This is a genomic window from Nocardiopsis sp. N85, from assembly GCF_028882275.1.
In the GTDB taxonomy this organism is placed as follows: domain Bacteria; phylum Actinomycetota; class Actinomycetes; order Streptosporangiales; family Streptosporangiaceae; genus Nocardiopsis; species Nocardiopsis lambiniae.
The window spans coordinates 101,587-117,837 of record NZ_JARBUT010000011.1 but is presented as its reverse complement, the minus strand read 5'-3'; the positions used below and the strand labels follow the sequence as shown (position 1 = coordinate 117,837).

Here is a 16,251-nt window from a genome sequence, read left to right as displayed (position 1 = left end):
GCTCGACCCCGCACGGTCACTCGCAGAAAGGCCCCCACACGTGTTGCTGAGCGCTCCATCCACAGGTCAGGAGGCCGCCGACGCGGCCTTCCTGACCTTCGGCATCGCCCTGGGCGTCGCCCTCCTCGTCCTCATCCTTCTCCTCGTCTTCATCCTGAAGATGTTCAAGAAGGTCAAGCAGGGCGAGGCGCTGATCATCTCCAAGACGCGCGACGTCCACGTCACCTTCACCGGAGCCGTGATCCTGCCGGTCCTGCACAAGGCCGAGTACATGGACATCTCGGTCAAGACCCTGGACCTGGACCGGCGCGGTCGCGACGGCCTCACCTGCAAGGACAACATCCGCGCCGACATCAGCGTGAAGTTCTTCATCCGGGTGAACGAGACGGAGGAGGACGTCAAGCGGGTCGCCAAGGCCATCGGCACCGAGCGCGCCAGCAACCCGGAGACGCTCCAGGAACTGTTCAACGCCAAGTTCGCCGAGGCGCTCAAGACCGTCGGGAAGCGCTTCGACTTCGAGGAGCTGTTCACCCACCGCGAGGAGTTCCGCCAGCAGATCGTCGAGGTCATCGGCTCGGACCTGAACGGTTACGTCCTGGAGGACGTGGCCATCGACTACCTGGAGCAGACCCCGCTGCACCAGCACGACGCCAACAACATCCTCGACGCGCAGGGCATCTCGAAGATCACCGAGCGCACCGCGACCGAGCACAAGCGCACCAACGCCTTCGAGAACGACCGCCGCAAGGAGATCGACCGCCAGAACACCGAGACCTCCGAGACCCTCGCCGAGCTGGAGAAGCGGCGCGAGGAGGCGGCGGCCAAGGCCAAGCGCGAGATCGAGATCATCAAGGCCCGCGAGGAGGCCGAGACCGCCCGCGTCCAGGCGGAGGAGCGGCTCAAGTCCGAGGCCGCGAACATCCGCACCTCCGAGGCGCTGGGCGTCCAGCACCAGAACCAGCAGCGTGAGATCGCGGTCGCCGAGAAGAACCGCGAGCGCGTCATCGCCATCGAGACCGAGCGCATCGAGAAGGACCGGATGCTGGAGGTCATCGGCCGCGAGCGCGAGACCGAGCTGAGCCGGATCTCCAAGGACAAGGAGGTCGAGGCCGAGAAGCGCGAGGTCGCCGACGTCGTCCGCGAGCGGATCGCCGTCGACCGCACCGTGGCCGAGCAGGAGGAGGCCATCAAGCGTCTGCGCGCGGTCGAGGAGGCCGAGCGCGAGCGTCAGGCCATCATCATCCACGCCGAGGCCGAGGCGCAGGAGCGCCTGGTCAAGGACATCAAGGCGGCCGAGGCCGCCGAGGCCGCGGCCAAGCACAGGGCCGCCGAGGAGCTGACCCTCGCCGAGGCCCGTCAGCAGGCCGCCGAACTGGACACCCGCGCCAAGATCCGTCTCGCCGAGGGAGTCCAGGCCGAGGCCGCCGCGCAGGGCCTGGCCGACGTCCAGGTCCGCGAGCAGGACGCCGCCGCCATCGAGAAGGTCGGCACCGCCGAGGCCGAGGTCTCCCGCCTCAAGGCCGAGGCCGAGGCCAGGGCCGTCCAGGCCAAGATGCTCGCCGAGGCCGAGGGCATCGAGGCGAAGCTGCGCGCCGAGGCCGCGGGCCTCACCGACAAGGCCGGCGCCATGGCCGCCCTGGACCAGGTCAGCCGCGAGCACGAGGAGTACCGCCTGCGGTTGGAGGCCGAGAAGGAGGTCCGTCTGGCCGGCATCGACGTCCAGCGTCAGGTCGCCGAGGCGCAGGCCACCGTCCTGGCCACCGGCCTGGAGAACGCCGACATCAACATCGTCGGCGGCGACGGCGTGTTCTTCGACCGCATGGTCAACTCCATCGGCTTGGGCAAGGCCGTGGACGGTTTCGTCGGCAACTCCGAGACGATGCGGGCGCTGGGCGGCGACTGGCTGAACGGCGAGGGCGACTTCGTCGGCGACCTCAAGAAGGTCGTGGCGTCGCTGGACACCGAGGATGTCAAGAACCTCACCGTCTCCGCGCTGCTGCTCAAGCTCATCAACGCCGACAACGGTGACAACGGCAGGCTCAACGGCCTGCTCACCACGGCCCGCTCCATGGGCCTGGACCAGTTGCCCGTGAACGCCCTCGCCCCCACCGTGAAGCAGTGAGGTAGTCCTCCGTGACCGAGGCCCTGTCCCAGGAGACCGCAGGCCCCGGGCCGGACGCCGTCGACGAGCGGGCGCTGGACGCGGGCACCTACGAGGTGCTCCGCGCCCGGCTCCGCGAGCAGACCGGTGAACTGGCCCGCCGGACCGAGGAGCTGAACACCCGGCGGTTGAAGGTGTTCGGCGGCACCGAGCTGACACTGCTCGGCACCGAGCGCATCCGCACCGAGCACAACTGCACGCCGCGGGACGTCGTCAGCGTGGGCCGTTCCGTCGGCGCGGGCGCCGACGGCGGCACCGGTGACACGATCCTGTTCGGCTACAACGTCTTCATCGGCATGCAGCGGGAGACGCACGTCCCCGACGTGTTCTCGCTGCACCGCTACCAGCACGACGGGGACGGGTTCTCCTTCACCGAGACACCCGAGGGCGCCCTCCCCGGGTTGCTGGAGGACGACCGGTTCCGGCAGGACTTCGGTCAGCTCTACCGCTACTACCGCGACGCCCGCCTCCTCCAACTGCGCAAGATCGAGGATCGGCTGCTGGCCGTCTTCCAGATCGGGCCGCGGACGGAGGACGTGCGGGTGCTGCGGTGGTCGGTGGCGCCCACCGGTGAGATCGCCTATCTCGACGATCGCGGCGAACGCGAGCACGTGTTCCCGCCGTCGCACGAGTTCACGTGGGTGGAGACCAGCCGCGAGGACCACGTGCTCGGCCGCCACCCGCACATCTCCGTCCTCGACGAGCTGTTCGTGGAGACGGTCGGCGGCGACCTCACCATCAAGATCGAGAACAACACCGAGGTCGGCGAGGGCATCTACAGCGAGCCCGTCGACGAGGCGTTGCAGAGCCTGGCCGACGCCGCGGTGTTCCACGCCGAGGCGGGTCCGCTCATCCTGCTGCGGATCCTGCCCTACAACGAGACCGAGTGGCGGCACCTGGTCTTCAACCGGCACACCAAGGACGTGCTGCGCCTCGACGGGATCGGCCAGTCCTGCCGCCGGCTGCCCGACGACCAGGGGCTGATCTTCCCCGGCGGCTACTACCTGGCCACCGGGGCGGCCCGGACGTTCGACACCGACGTCACCGACCTGGAGTTCGAGCGGGTGGTGCGCTCGCCCAACGGAGAGGACGTGCTGTACGTCTTCCACTCCCGGACGGACGGGCGCAGCCTGCTGCTGTCGTACAACACCATCCGCAAGGAGGTGGCGAACCCGATCGTCTGCCACGGATACTCGCTGTTCGACGACGGCACCATGACGGTGTTCCGGGAGACGTCGGGCGAGCCCACCCGGGTGCACCCCATGCAGGTGTGGCAGACCCCGTACGTGTCCGACGAGTACGCCGCCTCCCAGCCCGTGGGCACCGGCCCGCTGGAGCGGATCGGCAACGCCGAGCTGGTCCGGGGCGTGTCGGACTGCCTGTCGGTGTCGCGGATGGCCCAGGACATGCGGCCCTCCACCGAGGTGTTCGAGGCGCTCATCGCCGCCTGCCGCCGGGTGTCCGACCGGTTCCACTGGCTGGGCGAGGAGGAACTGGGCGACCTGGCGGGGCCGTTGGCGCGGGTGCGCGCCACCGCCGAACGCGTGCTGGAGGAGTTCGAGACCGTCCAGGCCCTGACCGCCCAGGCCGCCGAGTCCCTGGCCGAGGCCGAGGCGAGGGCGACCACGCTCATCCGCACGTCCCGGGGGGAGACCCCCCGGTCCGCGGAGGGGTGGGTGAACCGGCTGACGGAACTGCGCCGCGCCCAGGGGCGGGCGGCCACGCTGAGCGAGACGCGTTACGTGGACGCCGACCGGCTGGCGGAGCTGGACCGGTCCCTGGAGGAGGAGATCACCTCCGTCGGTCGGCGCACCGTCGCGTTCCTCGAACAGGACGACGCGTTCGACGGCTATCACTCCGAGGTGGAGCGGCTGGTCGAGGAGGCCGGGTCGATCGAGGCGGTCAGCGCCGCCACCGCCGTCGGCGAGCGCATCGCCGCGCAGACCGAGGGCCTGCGAACGGTCACCGAGGTCATCGGTTCGCTGGAGATCGGCGACGCCCAGGTGCGGACCCGCATCCTGGAACGGGTCAGCGAGGTCCTGGCCGGGATCAACCGGGCCCGGGCGACGCTGGAGAACCGGCGCGGGGAACTGTCGGCGTTGGAGGGCCGGGCCGAGTTCGCCGCGGAGTTCGCGCTGCTCGGGCAGGCCGTCACCGGCGCGCTGGCGGCCGCCGACACCCCCGAGCGGTGCGACGAGCAGCTGGGGCGGATCATGCTCCAGCTGGAGAACCTGGAGTCGAGGTTCGCCGAGTTCGACGACTTCCTGGGAGAGTTGTCGGACAAACGCGAGGACGTGTACGAGGCGTTCTCCGGCCGCAAGCAGACCCTGGTGGACGAGCGGGCCCGCCGGGCCGACCGGTTGGCGGCCTCCGCCGAACGGGTGCTGGAGGGCGTGCACCGTCGGGTGTCGACCCTGGGCACGTTGGAGGACGTCAACACCTACTTCGCCTCCGACGCGATGGTCACGCGGCTGCGCCGCACCGTCGAGGAGATGCGCGACCTCGGCGACACCGTGCGCGCCGAGGAGCTGGAGGGGCGGATCCTCGCCGCCCGGCAGGAGGCGGGGCGCGCCCTCCAGGACCGCACCGACCTGTACGACGGCGAGACGCTCCGCCTGGGGCGGCATCGGTTCGCGATCAACTCCCAGCCGATCGACCTCACCCTCACCCCGCATCACGGGGAGATGGCGTTGTCGATCACCGGAACCGACTTCCGGGAGCCGGTCACCGATCCCGAGTTCGCGAGGACCCGGCACCTGTGGGACCGCCCGCTGGTGTCGGAGAGCCCGCTGGTGTACCGGGCCGAGCACCTGGCGACGTCGATCCTGGCCGCCGCCGAGGAGGGCGCCGGCGGGCTCTCCCTGGAGCGGTTGAACGAGGCGGAACTGCACCCCGAGAACGGGTCGTCGCTGCTGTCGGTGGTGCGCGAGGCCGCCGAGACCCGTTACGACGAGGGCTACGAGCGCGGCGTGCACGACCACGACGCGGCGAGGATCCTGTCGTCCCTGCTGCGCCTGCGCACCGGGGCGGGGCTGCTGCGGTACCCGGGCCGGGTGCGCGCGGTCGCCCAGCTGTTCTGGGCGTTCGGCCCCGAACGGCAGCGGCAGGAGGCCTGGGCCACCCGGGCGGCGTCGCTGGCCCGCGCCCGCGCGGTGTTCGGGGCCCGGCGCTCCGCCGCCATCGACGCGCTGCGCACCGAGTTCGCCGGGGCCGTGGACGTGTTCCTCACCGACACGGGGCTGTACCGGGACACCGACCTGGACCTGGTCGGCGAGTACCTGTTCGAGGAGTTGGCGGCGGACACCCCGACCGAGCGCGGATTCGTGTCCGGCGCGGGCGCGCGCACCCTCCTGGACCGGTTCTCCCGGGCGCTGGGCAGCACCCGGGAGACCACCCGCAAGTCCTTCGAGGAGGACCTGCGCCGCCTCGGCGACGACCTGGCCGCCCGCCACCAGCTGGTCTCCGCGTGGCTGGAGGCGTACACGGCCACCCGCGACGACGTCGACGCCGAGGACCTGCCCGAGGCGGCCGCGATCTCCCTGGCGAAGGTCGACCGGTACGAGTCGTCGGCGGCGGTGCACGAGACCGTCACCGGGCTCCTCGGGTCGCACCCGCGGGTGCGGGACCGGTCCCTGGAGGTGCGGTTGGACGAGATCCTGCCGCGCACCCGCCGGTTCCGGCTGGAGGAGGTGCCCGCCTACCGGGACTTCCAGAAGCGGCGCCACACCCTGGTGGCGGCCGAACGCGACCGCCTGCGGGTGGAGGAGTACAAGCCGAAGGTGATGAGCGGGTTCGTCCGCAACAGGCTGCTGGACGAGTCGTACCTGCCGCTCATCGGCGACAACCTCGCCAAGCAGCTCGGCGCGGCGGGGGACGGCAAGCGCACCGACCAGAGCGGCCTGCTGCTGCTCATCTCCCCTCCGGGTTACGGCAAGACCACGCTCATGGAGTACGTGGCCAGCCGGCTCGGGTTGGTCTTCGTGAAGGTCAACGGACCCGCCCTGGGGCACGCGGTCACGTCGCTGGACCCGGCGGAGGCGCCCGACGCCACCTCCCGGCAGGAGATCGAGAAGATCTCCTTCGCCCTGGAGATGGGCAACAACACGATGCTGTACCTGGACGACATCCAGCACACGAACCCGGAGCTGCTCCAGAAGTTCATCTCGCTCTGTGACGGGCAGCGCAAGATGGAGGGCGTGTGGAACGGCCGCACCCGCACCTACGACCTGCGGGGCAAGAGGTTCGCGGTGTGCATGTCCGGCAACCCGTACACGGAGCAGGGCAAGCGCTTCCGGATCCCGGACATGCTGGCCAACCGCGCCGACGTGTACAACCTGGGCGACGTGCTCTCGGGGAAGGAGGAGCTGTTCGCGCTGAGCTACATCGAGAACGCGCTCACCTCCAACCCGATGCTGGCCCCGCTGTCCACGCGGGACCGGGAGGACGTGTACCGGTTCGTGCGGATGGCCCAGGGCGATGACTCGGTGACCCTGGACCGGATGAGCCACCCGTACTCGGCGGTCGAGGTCGAGCGGATCGTGTCGGTGCTGCGCAAGATGCTGCGGGTGCAGGAGGTGGTGATGGCCAACAACCGGGCCTACATCGCCTCGGCGGCCCAGTCGGAGGACGCCCGTACCGAGCCGCCGTTCCGGCTCCAGGGGTCGTACCGGAACATGAACCGGCTGGCGGAGAAGATCGTGCCGGTCATGAACGACGCCGAGGTGGAGGCCGTCATCGACGACCACTACATGGGCGAGGCGCAGACCCTGACCTCGGGCGCGGAGTCCAACCTGCTCAAGCTGGCGGAGCTGCGGGGGACCATGACCCCGGAGCAGGAGGCCCGCTGGGCGGAGGTCAAGGCGGCCTTCCGACGCGGTCGGGCTCTGGGCGGCGCCGAGGACGACCCGATGACCCGCGCCATCGGCGCGATGGGCCTGCTCGCCGACCGCGTCGGCGAGATCGGCGCGGCCCTCGACCGCGACCGCACCTGACCGACGCGAACGACCGCACGGGCCGTGGGGCCGGGCACCGCCCGGCCCCACGGCCCGTCGGCCCCCCGACACGACCGCGACCACGGATGCCCAGGCGGGCGCAGCGCGCCCGGAACCGCGCGGGGGCTCGGCGCGTCGGGGGGAGTACCGTCTCCGGTGACGGATTTCGAGGACGAGGAGCGGAATGTACGCGATCTCCCTGGGTGACGACGCCGAGCTGCGACCGCTGGAACCGTGGCGGGCGCGCGAGTTCCTGGAGCACATCGACCGGGGGCGCGAGTACATCGGCCGTTACGTCGGGATGCCGGACCTGGTCACGGACCTGGCGTCGAGCCGGGCGTACCTCCAGCGGCACGCGGACAAGACGGCCGCCGACACCGGCCGGATCTGCGGGATCTGGCTGGACGACAAACTGGTCGGCGGGGTCATGCTGCCGAACCTGGACACCGCCCAGGGAACCGCCGAGGCGGGGTGCTGGCTGGAGCCGTCGGCGGCGGGCCGGGGTCTGGTGACCCGGGCGGTGCGGCTGCTCATCGACTGGGCGATCGAGGAGCGCGGGGTGCACCGCGTCGAGTGGCACGTGGCGTCGAAGAACGCCGCCAGCATCGCGGTGGCCCGACGGCTCGGGATGAGCCGGGACGGTGTGCTGCGCGAGAACCACCTGTACCGGGGGCGTCGTCAGGACACGGAGGTCTGGTCGGTGCTCGCCCCGGAGTGGCGTGCCGCCCGCGCGGAGTCCTGAGGTCCCGCCTTCTCCGGGCTTCCCCGTGAGCCCTTCGCTCCGGGATGACCCGGGCCCTCTTCCGGCCGGGTGAACGAAGACGCCCCGACCGGCCCCGACACGCGCCGGCCCATGGGGCCGCCGGGGCCGCCCCGGGGCGTCGCCGCGGTCGCCGACCCGCGGCCGGTGGCCCGGGTGGCCGGAGCACACGGCCCTCCTCCGAATCCCGCGCCTGGAATTGCGGACCGAAAGGAACGTGAGTCCACCCGCGCCGCTTCGACGTTCTCTCCGTTACGGTCCCGCGAACCCGGAGACACACTACGGATAACGGTTTATACAACCTCTATCGAGTTTCTTCACGGCATGTTACTTTCGAGCCGCCCGGGGGACTGTGCAAGAAACGAACTACCCGAAGAGGCTCACCATGCCCGAATCGACGGCTCTGGACATCGACCTGCCCGAGCTGAACTTCGACGACATGGAGGTGATGAGCGTTCGCGAGGCCGTCGCGGTGCCCGAGACCGGGGCCACCAGCGGTTCGAGCAGCTGCACCTCCACCTCCTGCTGCGGCTCCAGCAGCTGCTGCTCCGGCGGATCCTGCGGCTGATCCGCGCCCTGCGACAGACCTGGGACGGGCTCCGGCGCGTCCCTCTCGGGCCGTGTCCACGTGCGGCGCGACCTGCTGTCATCCCCCCTTGTCCGCCCCCCAAACACCCATGTGCATTTTCGCGCTGAAAAAGCTGGCAGCAGCCTCGATAACCCGATGAGCGGCGCGGGTGACACCCTTCCCAGAGGATGCCCCGGGCCTCTTGAGAGCCCGAAACATCCCACTGCTCAGATAGGGAAATGTCCTAGCCGTTTCATCCGGTCAAAGCGTGAACGAACGACATACCGTTTCTCCGGCGTGTCCATCCCCTGTTCCACTCCGCGAAAGGTTCCCCATGCAGGACTCTCCCGTCATCGAGCTGCCCGACCTCGACTTCTCCGACATGGAGGTCATGAGCGTCCGCGAGGCCGTCGCCGTCCCCGAGACCGGCGCGACCAGCGGCTCCAGCAGCTGCACCTCCACCTCCTGCTGCGGCTCCAGCAGTTGCTGCTCCTCGGGGTCGTGCGGCTGATCCGGCCCGCGTAGGGCGGTTCCCCACCGGTCGGGGGGCCGCCCCTCCCCCGCATCACCCCCACGAGAACACCGAGGGCAGCACGTGCACGCCATCAACGCCACCGACATCACCAAGGACTACGGCAAGGGCCGGGTCCTCCACGGCATCGACTACCGGGTGCCCACCGGTACGATCTCCGCCCTGCTCGGCCCCAACGGCGCCGGGAAGACCACGCTCATCGAGATCCTGGAGGGACACCGCGGCCGCACCTCCGGCCGTCTGTCGGTCCTCGGGCTCGACCCCGGCGTCCGCCGCGACTTCGCCCGTCTGCGCACCCGGATGAGCGTCGTCCTGCAACAGACCATGCTGGAACCGGGCATGTCGGTGCGCGACATCCTGCGCCGGCACGCCTCGTACTACCCCGACCCCGTCGGCATCGCCGAGATCCTCGACCAGGTCGACCTCGCGGAGAAGCGCGACGCGCTGGTCAAGTCCCTCTCCGACGGCATGCGCCGCCGCCTCGACCTGGCGCTGGCCCTGACCGGCCGTCCCGAACTGCTCTTCCTCGACGAGCCCACCACCGGCCTGGACCCGGTGTCGCGTCGCCGCATCCGGGCGCTCGTCAGCGGCCTGCGCGACAGCGGCACCACCGTCGTCCTCACCTCGCACGACCTCGCCGAGGTGCAGGAGCTCGCCGATCGGGTGGACGTCATCCGTGAGGGATCGTTCATCGCTTCGGGCACCCCCGAGGACCTGGTCCGCTCCTCCGCCGCGTTCACCGTCGTGGAGTTCGCCGACCCGGGCGTGCCCGCCGACCGGCTCCCCGCGGGGGCGAGTCTGGTCAACGGCCGGGTGCGCATCCACACCGACGACCAGGACGCCGTGGTCCGCGAGGTCCAGGCCTGGGCCGACCGCGAGAACACGAGCGTCAGCGGGTTGACGATCGTGCCGCCCACCCTCGACGACGCCTATCTGGCGATGCTCGACGCGGGCGCGGAGAAAACCGGGACCACCACGGGGAAGGCCGAATGAGCACCACCGACACCGCACCCGCCACCCGGCCCCGCCGGGCCAACGGCCTGCGCACCTTCCTCCTGCACGTCGACGGGGAACTCAAGGAGTTCTGGCGTTCCCCCATCACGTTGGCGTTCATCGTCCTGATGCCGGTGATGTTCTACGTCGGCTTCGGATTCGCGTTCCGCTCCCAGGCCGACGAGATCCGGATCCTCGGCGAACACGAGATCACCCAGGCCAACCTGAGCTTCGGCGGCGTCCTCGGGTTCGCGCTGATGTCGGTGGCGTTCGCCAACGTCGCCATCGGGTTGGCGATCCGCCGCCACCACGGGCTGTTCAAGCGGTTCCGGACGACCCCGGTCCGGCCGGTCACCGTCATGGGCGCCTACCTCGCCAACACGCTGCTCACCACGCTCATCGTGGTCGCGGTGGTCACCGCGATCGGACTGCTGGGCATGGGAGTGGGCGTCGCCCCCGAGCGGATCCCCCTGGTGCTGGCCGCGATCGCGCTGGGGTTCGTGTGCATGGCGCCGCTGGGGGCGGCCGCCTCCCTGCTGCCGCCCAACGCCGACGCCGCCGTGCCGATGATCAACGGCGTCTTCTTCCCCGCCGCGTTCCTGGCGGGCGGGTTCGTCGTCCTGCCGTTGGGCGACACCCTGAGCGCGATCGTGGACGTGCTGCCGGGTCGGCCGCTGACGATCCTGCTGCACGGGGCGCTGTCGGAGAGCGGTCCGGTGTGGGACTGGCCGTCGGTGTGGCTGCTGCTGGGCTGGTCCCTGCTGGGCACCGTGGTGGCGCTGCGCTGGTTCCGGTGGGCGTCGGAACGCGAGCCGCGCGGCTTCGGGGCGGGTAGGCGCAAGAACGCGGAGGGCGAGTGAGCACGACGTCCTTCGATCTCGTGGAAGGCCCCTACCTGGTCTCCCGCGTGAACCTGTACCCCTACCGGCCGCTGCGGTCCGACCGCGTCGACCTGGACCGGGACCTGCTGCACACCCTCACCGACGAGGAGGCGCACCGGGAGTTCCTCCGTGACCGCCTCCTGGAGACCCTGCACCTGATCACCCCGTCCCTGGAGGAGGAGGACGACCGGCGGACCGCGCTCGCCGTCAAGCGCGACGTGTTCAACCGGCGTCCGCCCCGCACCCCGCTGGTGGGGCACCCGCTGGCGTGGCGGATCGGCGCGCTCGGGGAATGGGCGGACAGCTGGGAGCGGACCCGGCTCGCCACGGCCACCCTGGACGAGGCGCACGCCGCCGCCCTGGTGGAGGAGCGCGCCGAACTGGTGGCGTGGGCGCGCGATCCGGCCACCGACCGGAGCACCGCCCTGTCCAGCCCGGACCTGCACCGGGCGGTGGCGGCGCGGGCGGCCGCGCCCGCCGACCGCGCGCCGGACAAGCGCATGCGCAAGGCCGAACCGTCGTTGGTGCGCTACCACTCGCGGTCCACGGTGAAGGTGAGCCCGTACTCGCTGTACACCGGCGTGTTCTTCGACGACCTGGGGCTTCCGTCGTCGGCCACCCGTGACGGGGAGCCGTTGCGGTTCTCCACGGTGGCGGGCCTGCGCCGGCTGCTGGTGCGGCAGGCGGCACGGGCGTTGGCCGCCGACCCCAAGGCGCGCCTGGAGATGGAGTGGGTGTTCACCGGCGGGGCGCGCCGCGACGGCGACCGCTTGACGGTGCGGCGTCGGCGGTGGGCGCCGCCGAGCGCGGGCGCGCGGGCGGAGTCGTTCGGCGAGGAGGAGGTGCGCCTGCCCCTGAGCGGGGCGTGGGGCACGCTGGTCTCGGCGCTGGAACGCCGGGCCGCCCGCCCGGTGGTGCTGGCCGACCTGCGCGACGGGCTGGCCGCGGAGCTGGGGCAGCCGCCGGAGGCGCTGCTCGGGGTCCTGGTCAAGCTCATCGACGCCGGCGTGCTGGTGCCGTGGGCACCGGTCGCCGAACAGGACCCGGAGCACGACCGGCGCTGGCACGAGGCGGTCCGCCGGTTGCCGGGGCCGGTGGCCGCCCGGATGGCGACGGCGTTCGACGCCACCGAAGAGGTCCTCAAGGGGTTCGCCGAGGCCGACGGGGCCATGCGCGCCCGCTCGACGACGCACCTGCAACGCCTGTGGGCGGAGGCCGTCACCCCGCCCGGGGCGCCGCCCGCCGGCCCGGAGGTGGCCTCGTCACCGCTGGTGGAGGATTGCCACGTGTCGCGCGGGGCGCCGGTGCCGCGCGCGTGGACCCGGGACTGGGCGGCGGACCTGCGGCGGATCATGCCGTTGCTGTTCGCCCTCGACGACCAGCGGGTGCTCTCCGGTGCCCTGGAGAGCGTGTTCGTCTCCCGTTACGGCGTGGGCGGACGCTGCGACGACCTGGAAGGGTTCGCCGGGAACGCGCGCGCCGCCTTCCCCATGACGCAGCGCCTCATGGCGGGCGACACCGACGGGGCCGGCGAGGAGCTGCGCCGGCTGGTGGCCGCCCGGCGGCTGGCCGTCGATCACCTCGCCGGGCTGGCGCGGAGCGACGCCGACGAGGTCGAGGTCGATCCGGCGGTGGTCGCCGAGATCGCCGGCCTCCTTCCCGAGCGCGAGTTCAGGGCGCGGCGGTCACTGGCCGTGTTCGGTCAGCCCGACGGGGGCCGACTCGTGCTCAACCACCTGTACGGCGGGCGGGCCCGGTACTTCAGCCGGTTCCTGTCCGCTCTGCCGGCGCGGGCCCGCGACCGGGTCGCCGAGCACGTGCGGCGATCGGGCCCGCCCGGCACCCCCACCGTGCACATGCGGTCGACGCTCGGGTTCAACGCGAACCTGACGCCGCCGCTGGCCGACGAGGAGCTGGCGCTGCGCGACGAACCCGTCACGGGTTCGGGTCCCGCCACCGCCGACCTGGCACTGGTGCACACCCCGGACGGGTTGCGGCTGGTACGGCGCCGGGACGGGCGGGAGATCGACCCGATCTACACCGGTTTCCTGGTCCCCCACGCGCTGCCCTACGACGAGATGCTCGTGGCGATGATCGCGGACTCGCCGTTCTTCTCCTTCGGCGACACGGTGATGGACCTGCACGCGCGCTGGGAGACCGAGGGGTTCACCGGCCCGGTGCCGCGCATCCGGTCCGGCGACGTCACGCTGTTCCGCCGCCGGTGGGCGTTGGAGACCGGGGACCTCGCGGCCCGGCCCGGGGAGTCCGCCCAGGAACTGCACCGGCGGATCAACGTCGCCCGGCTGACACGGGGCATCCCCGACCAGGTGTTCGTCCGCCCCCTCCAGGGTGCCCGGTTGGGGCCGCTGGAGCGGGCGATGGCGCCCAAACCCCAGCACGTGGACTTCCTGAGCAGGTCGCACACGGCGACGGCGGCCAAACGACTCGACCACCTCGGGCCGAGCCTGCTCGTCGAGGAGCTGGACCCGTGCCCGGAGCGGGCGGGTCTGAGCGGCCCGCACGGCCGGCACGCCACCGAGGTGTTCCTCGAACTGGCCGTCGTGCCCACCTCCGTCGAGGCGGCCCATCCCCCAGGCGAAGTGAGGCTGGTCCCGTGACCGTCGGACTCAGAGTGACCTACTACGACAGCGACAAGACCGCCCTGCTGGGCGAATGCCTGGTCCCGGCCGCCCTGGACGCGGCGGCCCGGCCGGGCGTCACGGCGGCGTGGCCGCACCTGCACTGGCGGTTGGGCCCGCACTGTTCGCTGTACCTGGACGGCGAGGACGCGGCGGTGGCGACCGCGGCGGCCGACGTCGAGGCGCGGGCCCGGTCGTTCCTGGAGCGGCGGCCGTCCACGGCGACGATCGATCCGGAGCGGTACGCGGAGTTCTCGGCGCGGATGGGCCGGTTGGAGCTGGTGGAACCGCCCTACGCGCCGTTGGAGCCGGACAACTCGATCCGCCGGCTGGACGGCGACCCCGTGGACACGTTCCTGCGCGGTCCCGAGGCGATCGCGCTCAAGGGCCGGGTGCTCACCGACGGGTTGGCGCTGGTGGCCGACCGGGTGGACGGGAACGGGGCGACCGCGCACGTGTTCGCCGGGATGGGGGCCATCGCCTCGCGGTACCCGGAGTGGGGACTGAGGTCGGGGTACCAGGCGTTCCTGTCGCACTGGAAGGAGTACTTCCACTGGTCGGACCCCGAGGGGCGGGCGCAGGCGCGGTTGGCCGGGTCCTACCGCGACCAGCGCGCCGACCTGGTGGCGCTGCTCGGGCCGATCCACGAGGGGACCACCCGGGACCCGTCGGCGCTGGCGTGGCTGGGGTGGACGCGACGGTGGCTGCCGGAGGCGGTGGAGCTGGCACGGCGGGACCACATCCTGCCCTACCCCCACCAGGACCGGCTGGACACGGCGACGCGGTTCGGCGATGACGTGCGGGTGCGGTGGAGCGGGTCGGACGAGCGGTCCTACAGCGACTTCCACCGGGAGTTCCGCAAGTTGGACTTCACCCGGTTGGGGGACGGGTACGGGTTCGCGGCGTTCCGGTTCGTCATCAACTGCTTCTTCGACCTGCTGCCGTTGATGGGGGTGTCGCCGATCCGGCGGTACTCGATCGCGTACCTGTTCACCGAGGCCGCCCAGGAGGTCGTGGGCGAGACCTGGGAGGAGACGGTGCGGCGGGTGGTGGCGCACCAGCAGAGCGACCCGGAGCTGAGGCCGACGCTGCCGTGGGTGGGCGATGTCTGAGCCGACGCTGCGTTTGAAACGGGCCGTGCGGGCCCGATCCCTGGCCGCCGAGGGGGTCGCCGTGAGCATGGGCGCGACCGCGGTGGTGCTGCGCGGGGCGCCCGCGGACGCGGTGTGGCGGGCGTTGGAACCGGTGCTGCGCTCGGGGTTCACCCCGGAGGCGCTGGTGGAGCGCTTCCCCGAACGGGGCCGAGCCGTGCTCGTGGGGATTCTGGACCGGTTGAAGGAGCACGGGTTCCTCCGGGAGGTCGAGGAGGAACACGACCTCGACGAGTCCGGGCAGGCCGCCTACCCGCACCTGGAACCGCTGACGGCACGGCCGTTCGCGGCGCTGCGGGCGCTGGCGGGGTCCTCGGTGCGGGTGCGGTCGGAGTCGGCGCGTGTGGAGGCGCGGGTGCGGCGGGCGCTGGGGCGCGCGGGCTTTCGCGACGTGGCCGCCGACACGGGGGCACCGCTGCCGGGGGTCCTGGTGGGCACCCGGCTGACGGTGCCGGGGCATCCGGAGGCGGTGCACGTGATCGTCGCCGAACGCGGGGTGTGGGTCTCGGGCCCGCGCGACGCGACCGCGACCCCGGAGGTCCTCGACGGGCTGCGCGCCTGGGCCGCCGCGCTCGACGAGCCGCCGGGGATCGGGCCGGACGCGCCGGAGTCGGAGGTGGCCCGCACCCTGGTGGCGGCGCAGCTCGCGCTGGCACTGGTGGCGCACGTGGCCCGGGTGACGGAGGGGACCCCTCAGGCCCGGGATCCGGAGTTCATGGTGACCACGGACGAACTCGTCTCCGAGCCCCATCGCCTGCCGCTGCTGCCCGCCCTGGATCCGGAGGTCACCGGGGCGTTCCCGGAGGTCTCCGCGCCCGCACCGCTGGTCACCGACCGGCTGGACGCGCTCGCTCCCCTGTGGGACCGCGTGTTCGGCCCGGTGGGCGAGCCGCTGCCGGGCGACCTGCCGCAGTTGCCGGTGGGCCTGGCCCGCACCGCCCGCCGGGGCGGGAGTGGCTGCGGTGTCACCACCGCCGAGGCGCGGCTGGACGCGCTGACGGGGTCGTTGCACGCCGTGGCCTGGGGCCGCAAGAGCGCGCTCGCCGGACACGGGGTGGGCTCGACCCGCGCCGAGGCGATCGGTGACGCCGTCGGCGACCTGGTGTTGCGCGAGACGGTGCCGTGGAAGGAGGTGGACCCGCCGGAACCGATGTCGGCGCGGGCCCGCCGCCTGTGGGCCGCGTTGACGCTGCGCTCCGGTGTGGCGGCGACGGCGTGCTTCCACGAGCTGGAGGACCTCGGCCTGTGGCGGGTGGACGTGGTCGGACCGGACGGGTCGGCGCTGGCCGTGGGCGCGGCGGCCGAGCCGGACCCCGCGCTGCGCGAGGCCCTGGTGCGCGCCGTCGCCGTCGTGCGGGAGGACCCGCCGGGGTTGGCGGTGCGCGCCGCGCGCACCCCGGACGCCGCACTGTCCCTGGCCGCCTGGGCGGACGCCTCCGGCCGGGTCCGGGTGGCCGCCCCCGAGGGCGCCGCCGCCTGGGCCGCCCACGGGGTCCACACGGCGGTGGCCGCGTGGACGTGACCGTGCTCTCGACGACCGGTCCGCACCGCGACGCCGGTGGGATCCGACGACGG

Annotated in this window: 10 protein-coding genes; all 10 read left to right on the top strand. The window is 72.2% G+C overall.

Annotated elements, in window-relative coordinates:
- Nucleotides 1–40: 40 nt before the first annotated feature.
- Nucleotides 41–2,122: a flotillin family protein gene (locus PWG71_RS16965; RefSeq protein WP_274810716.1), complete on the top strand. Its 2,082-nt coding sequence runs from the start codon at nt 41–43 to the stop codon at nt 2,120–2,122.
- A gap of 11 nt (nt 2,123–2,133) precedes the next feature.
- Nucleotides 2,134–7,152: a DNA repair ATPase gene (locus PWG71_RS16960; protein ID WP_274810715.1), complete on the top strand. Its 5,019-nt coding sequence runs from the start codon at nt 2,134–2,136 to the stop codon at nt 7,150–7,152.
- A gap of 184 nt (nt 7,153–7,336) precedes the next feature.
- A complete protein-coding gene (locus tag PWG71_RS16955) occupies nt 7,337–7,894 on the top strand; it encodes a GNAT family N-acetyltransferase (RefSeq protein ID WP_274810714.1) in 558 nt (185 codons plus the stop codon).
- A 403-nt stretch (nt 7,895–8,297) separates the two neighbouring features.
- Nucleotides 8,298–8,480 carry a thiazolylpeptide-type bacteriocin gene (locus PWG71_RS16950; protein ID WP_220564355.1) on the top strand — a complete coding sequence of 61 codons (183 nt, stop codon included), beginning with the start codon at nt 8,298–8,300 and terminating at the stop codon, nt 8,478–8,480.
- Nucleotides 8,481–8,814: 334 nt separating this feature from the next.
- Nucleotides 8,815–8,991, top strand: coding sequence for a thiazolylpeptide-type bacteriocin (locus tag PWG71_RS16945; protein ID WP_274810713.1), 177 nt, complete (start codon nt 8,815–8,817; stop codon nt 8,989–8,991).
- An 84-nt stretch (nt 8,992–9,075) separates the two neighbouring features.
- Nucleotides 9,076–10,005, top strand: coding sequence for an ABC transporter ATP-binding protein (locus PWG71_RS16940; RefSeq protein WP_274810712.1), 930 nt, complete (start codon nt 9,076–9,078; stop codon nt 10,003–10,005).
- A complete protein-coding gene (locus tag PWG71_RS16935; RefSeq protein WP_274810711.1) occupies nt 10,002–10,865 on the top strand; it encodes an ABC transporter permease in 864 nt (287 codons plus the stop codon). The genes PWG71_RS16940 and PWG71_RS16935 overlap by 4 nt, the downstream gene beginning before the upstream one ends.
- Nucleotides 10,862–13,504, top strand: coding sequence for a lantibiotic dehydratase (locus PWG71_RS16930; RefSeq protein WP_274810710.1), 2,643 nt, complete (start codon nt 10,862–10,864; stop codon nt 13,502–13,504). The genes PWG71_RS16935 and PWG71_RS16930 overlap by 4 nt, the downstream gene beginning before the upstream one ends.
- Complete coding sequence (locus PWG71_RS16925) at nt 13,501–14,637, top strand: lantibiotic dehydratase C-terminal domain-containing protein (protein WP_274810709.1); 1,137 nt, start codon at nt 13,501–13,503, stop codon at nt 14,635–14,637. Before PWG71_RS16930 ends, PWG71_RS16925 begins: the two co-directional genes overlap by 4 nt.
- Nucleotides 14,630–16,198, top strand: coding sequence for a hypothetical protein (locus PWG71_RS16920; protein WP_274810708.1), 1,569 nt, complete (start codon nt 14,630–14,632; stop codon nt 16,196–16,198). Before PWG71_RS16925 ends, PWG71_RS16920 begins: the two co-directional genes overlap by 8 nt.
- Nucleotides 16,199–16,251: the final 53 nt, after the last annotated feature.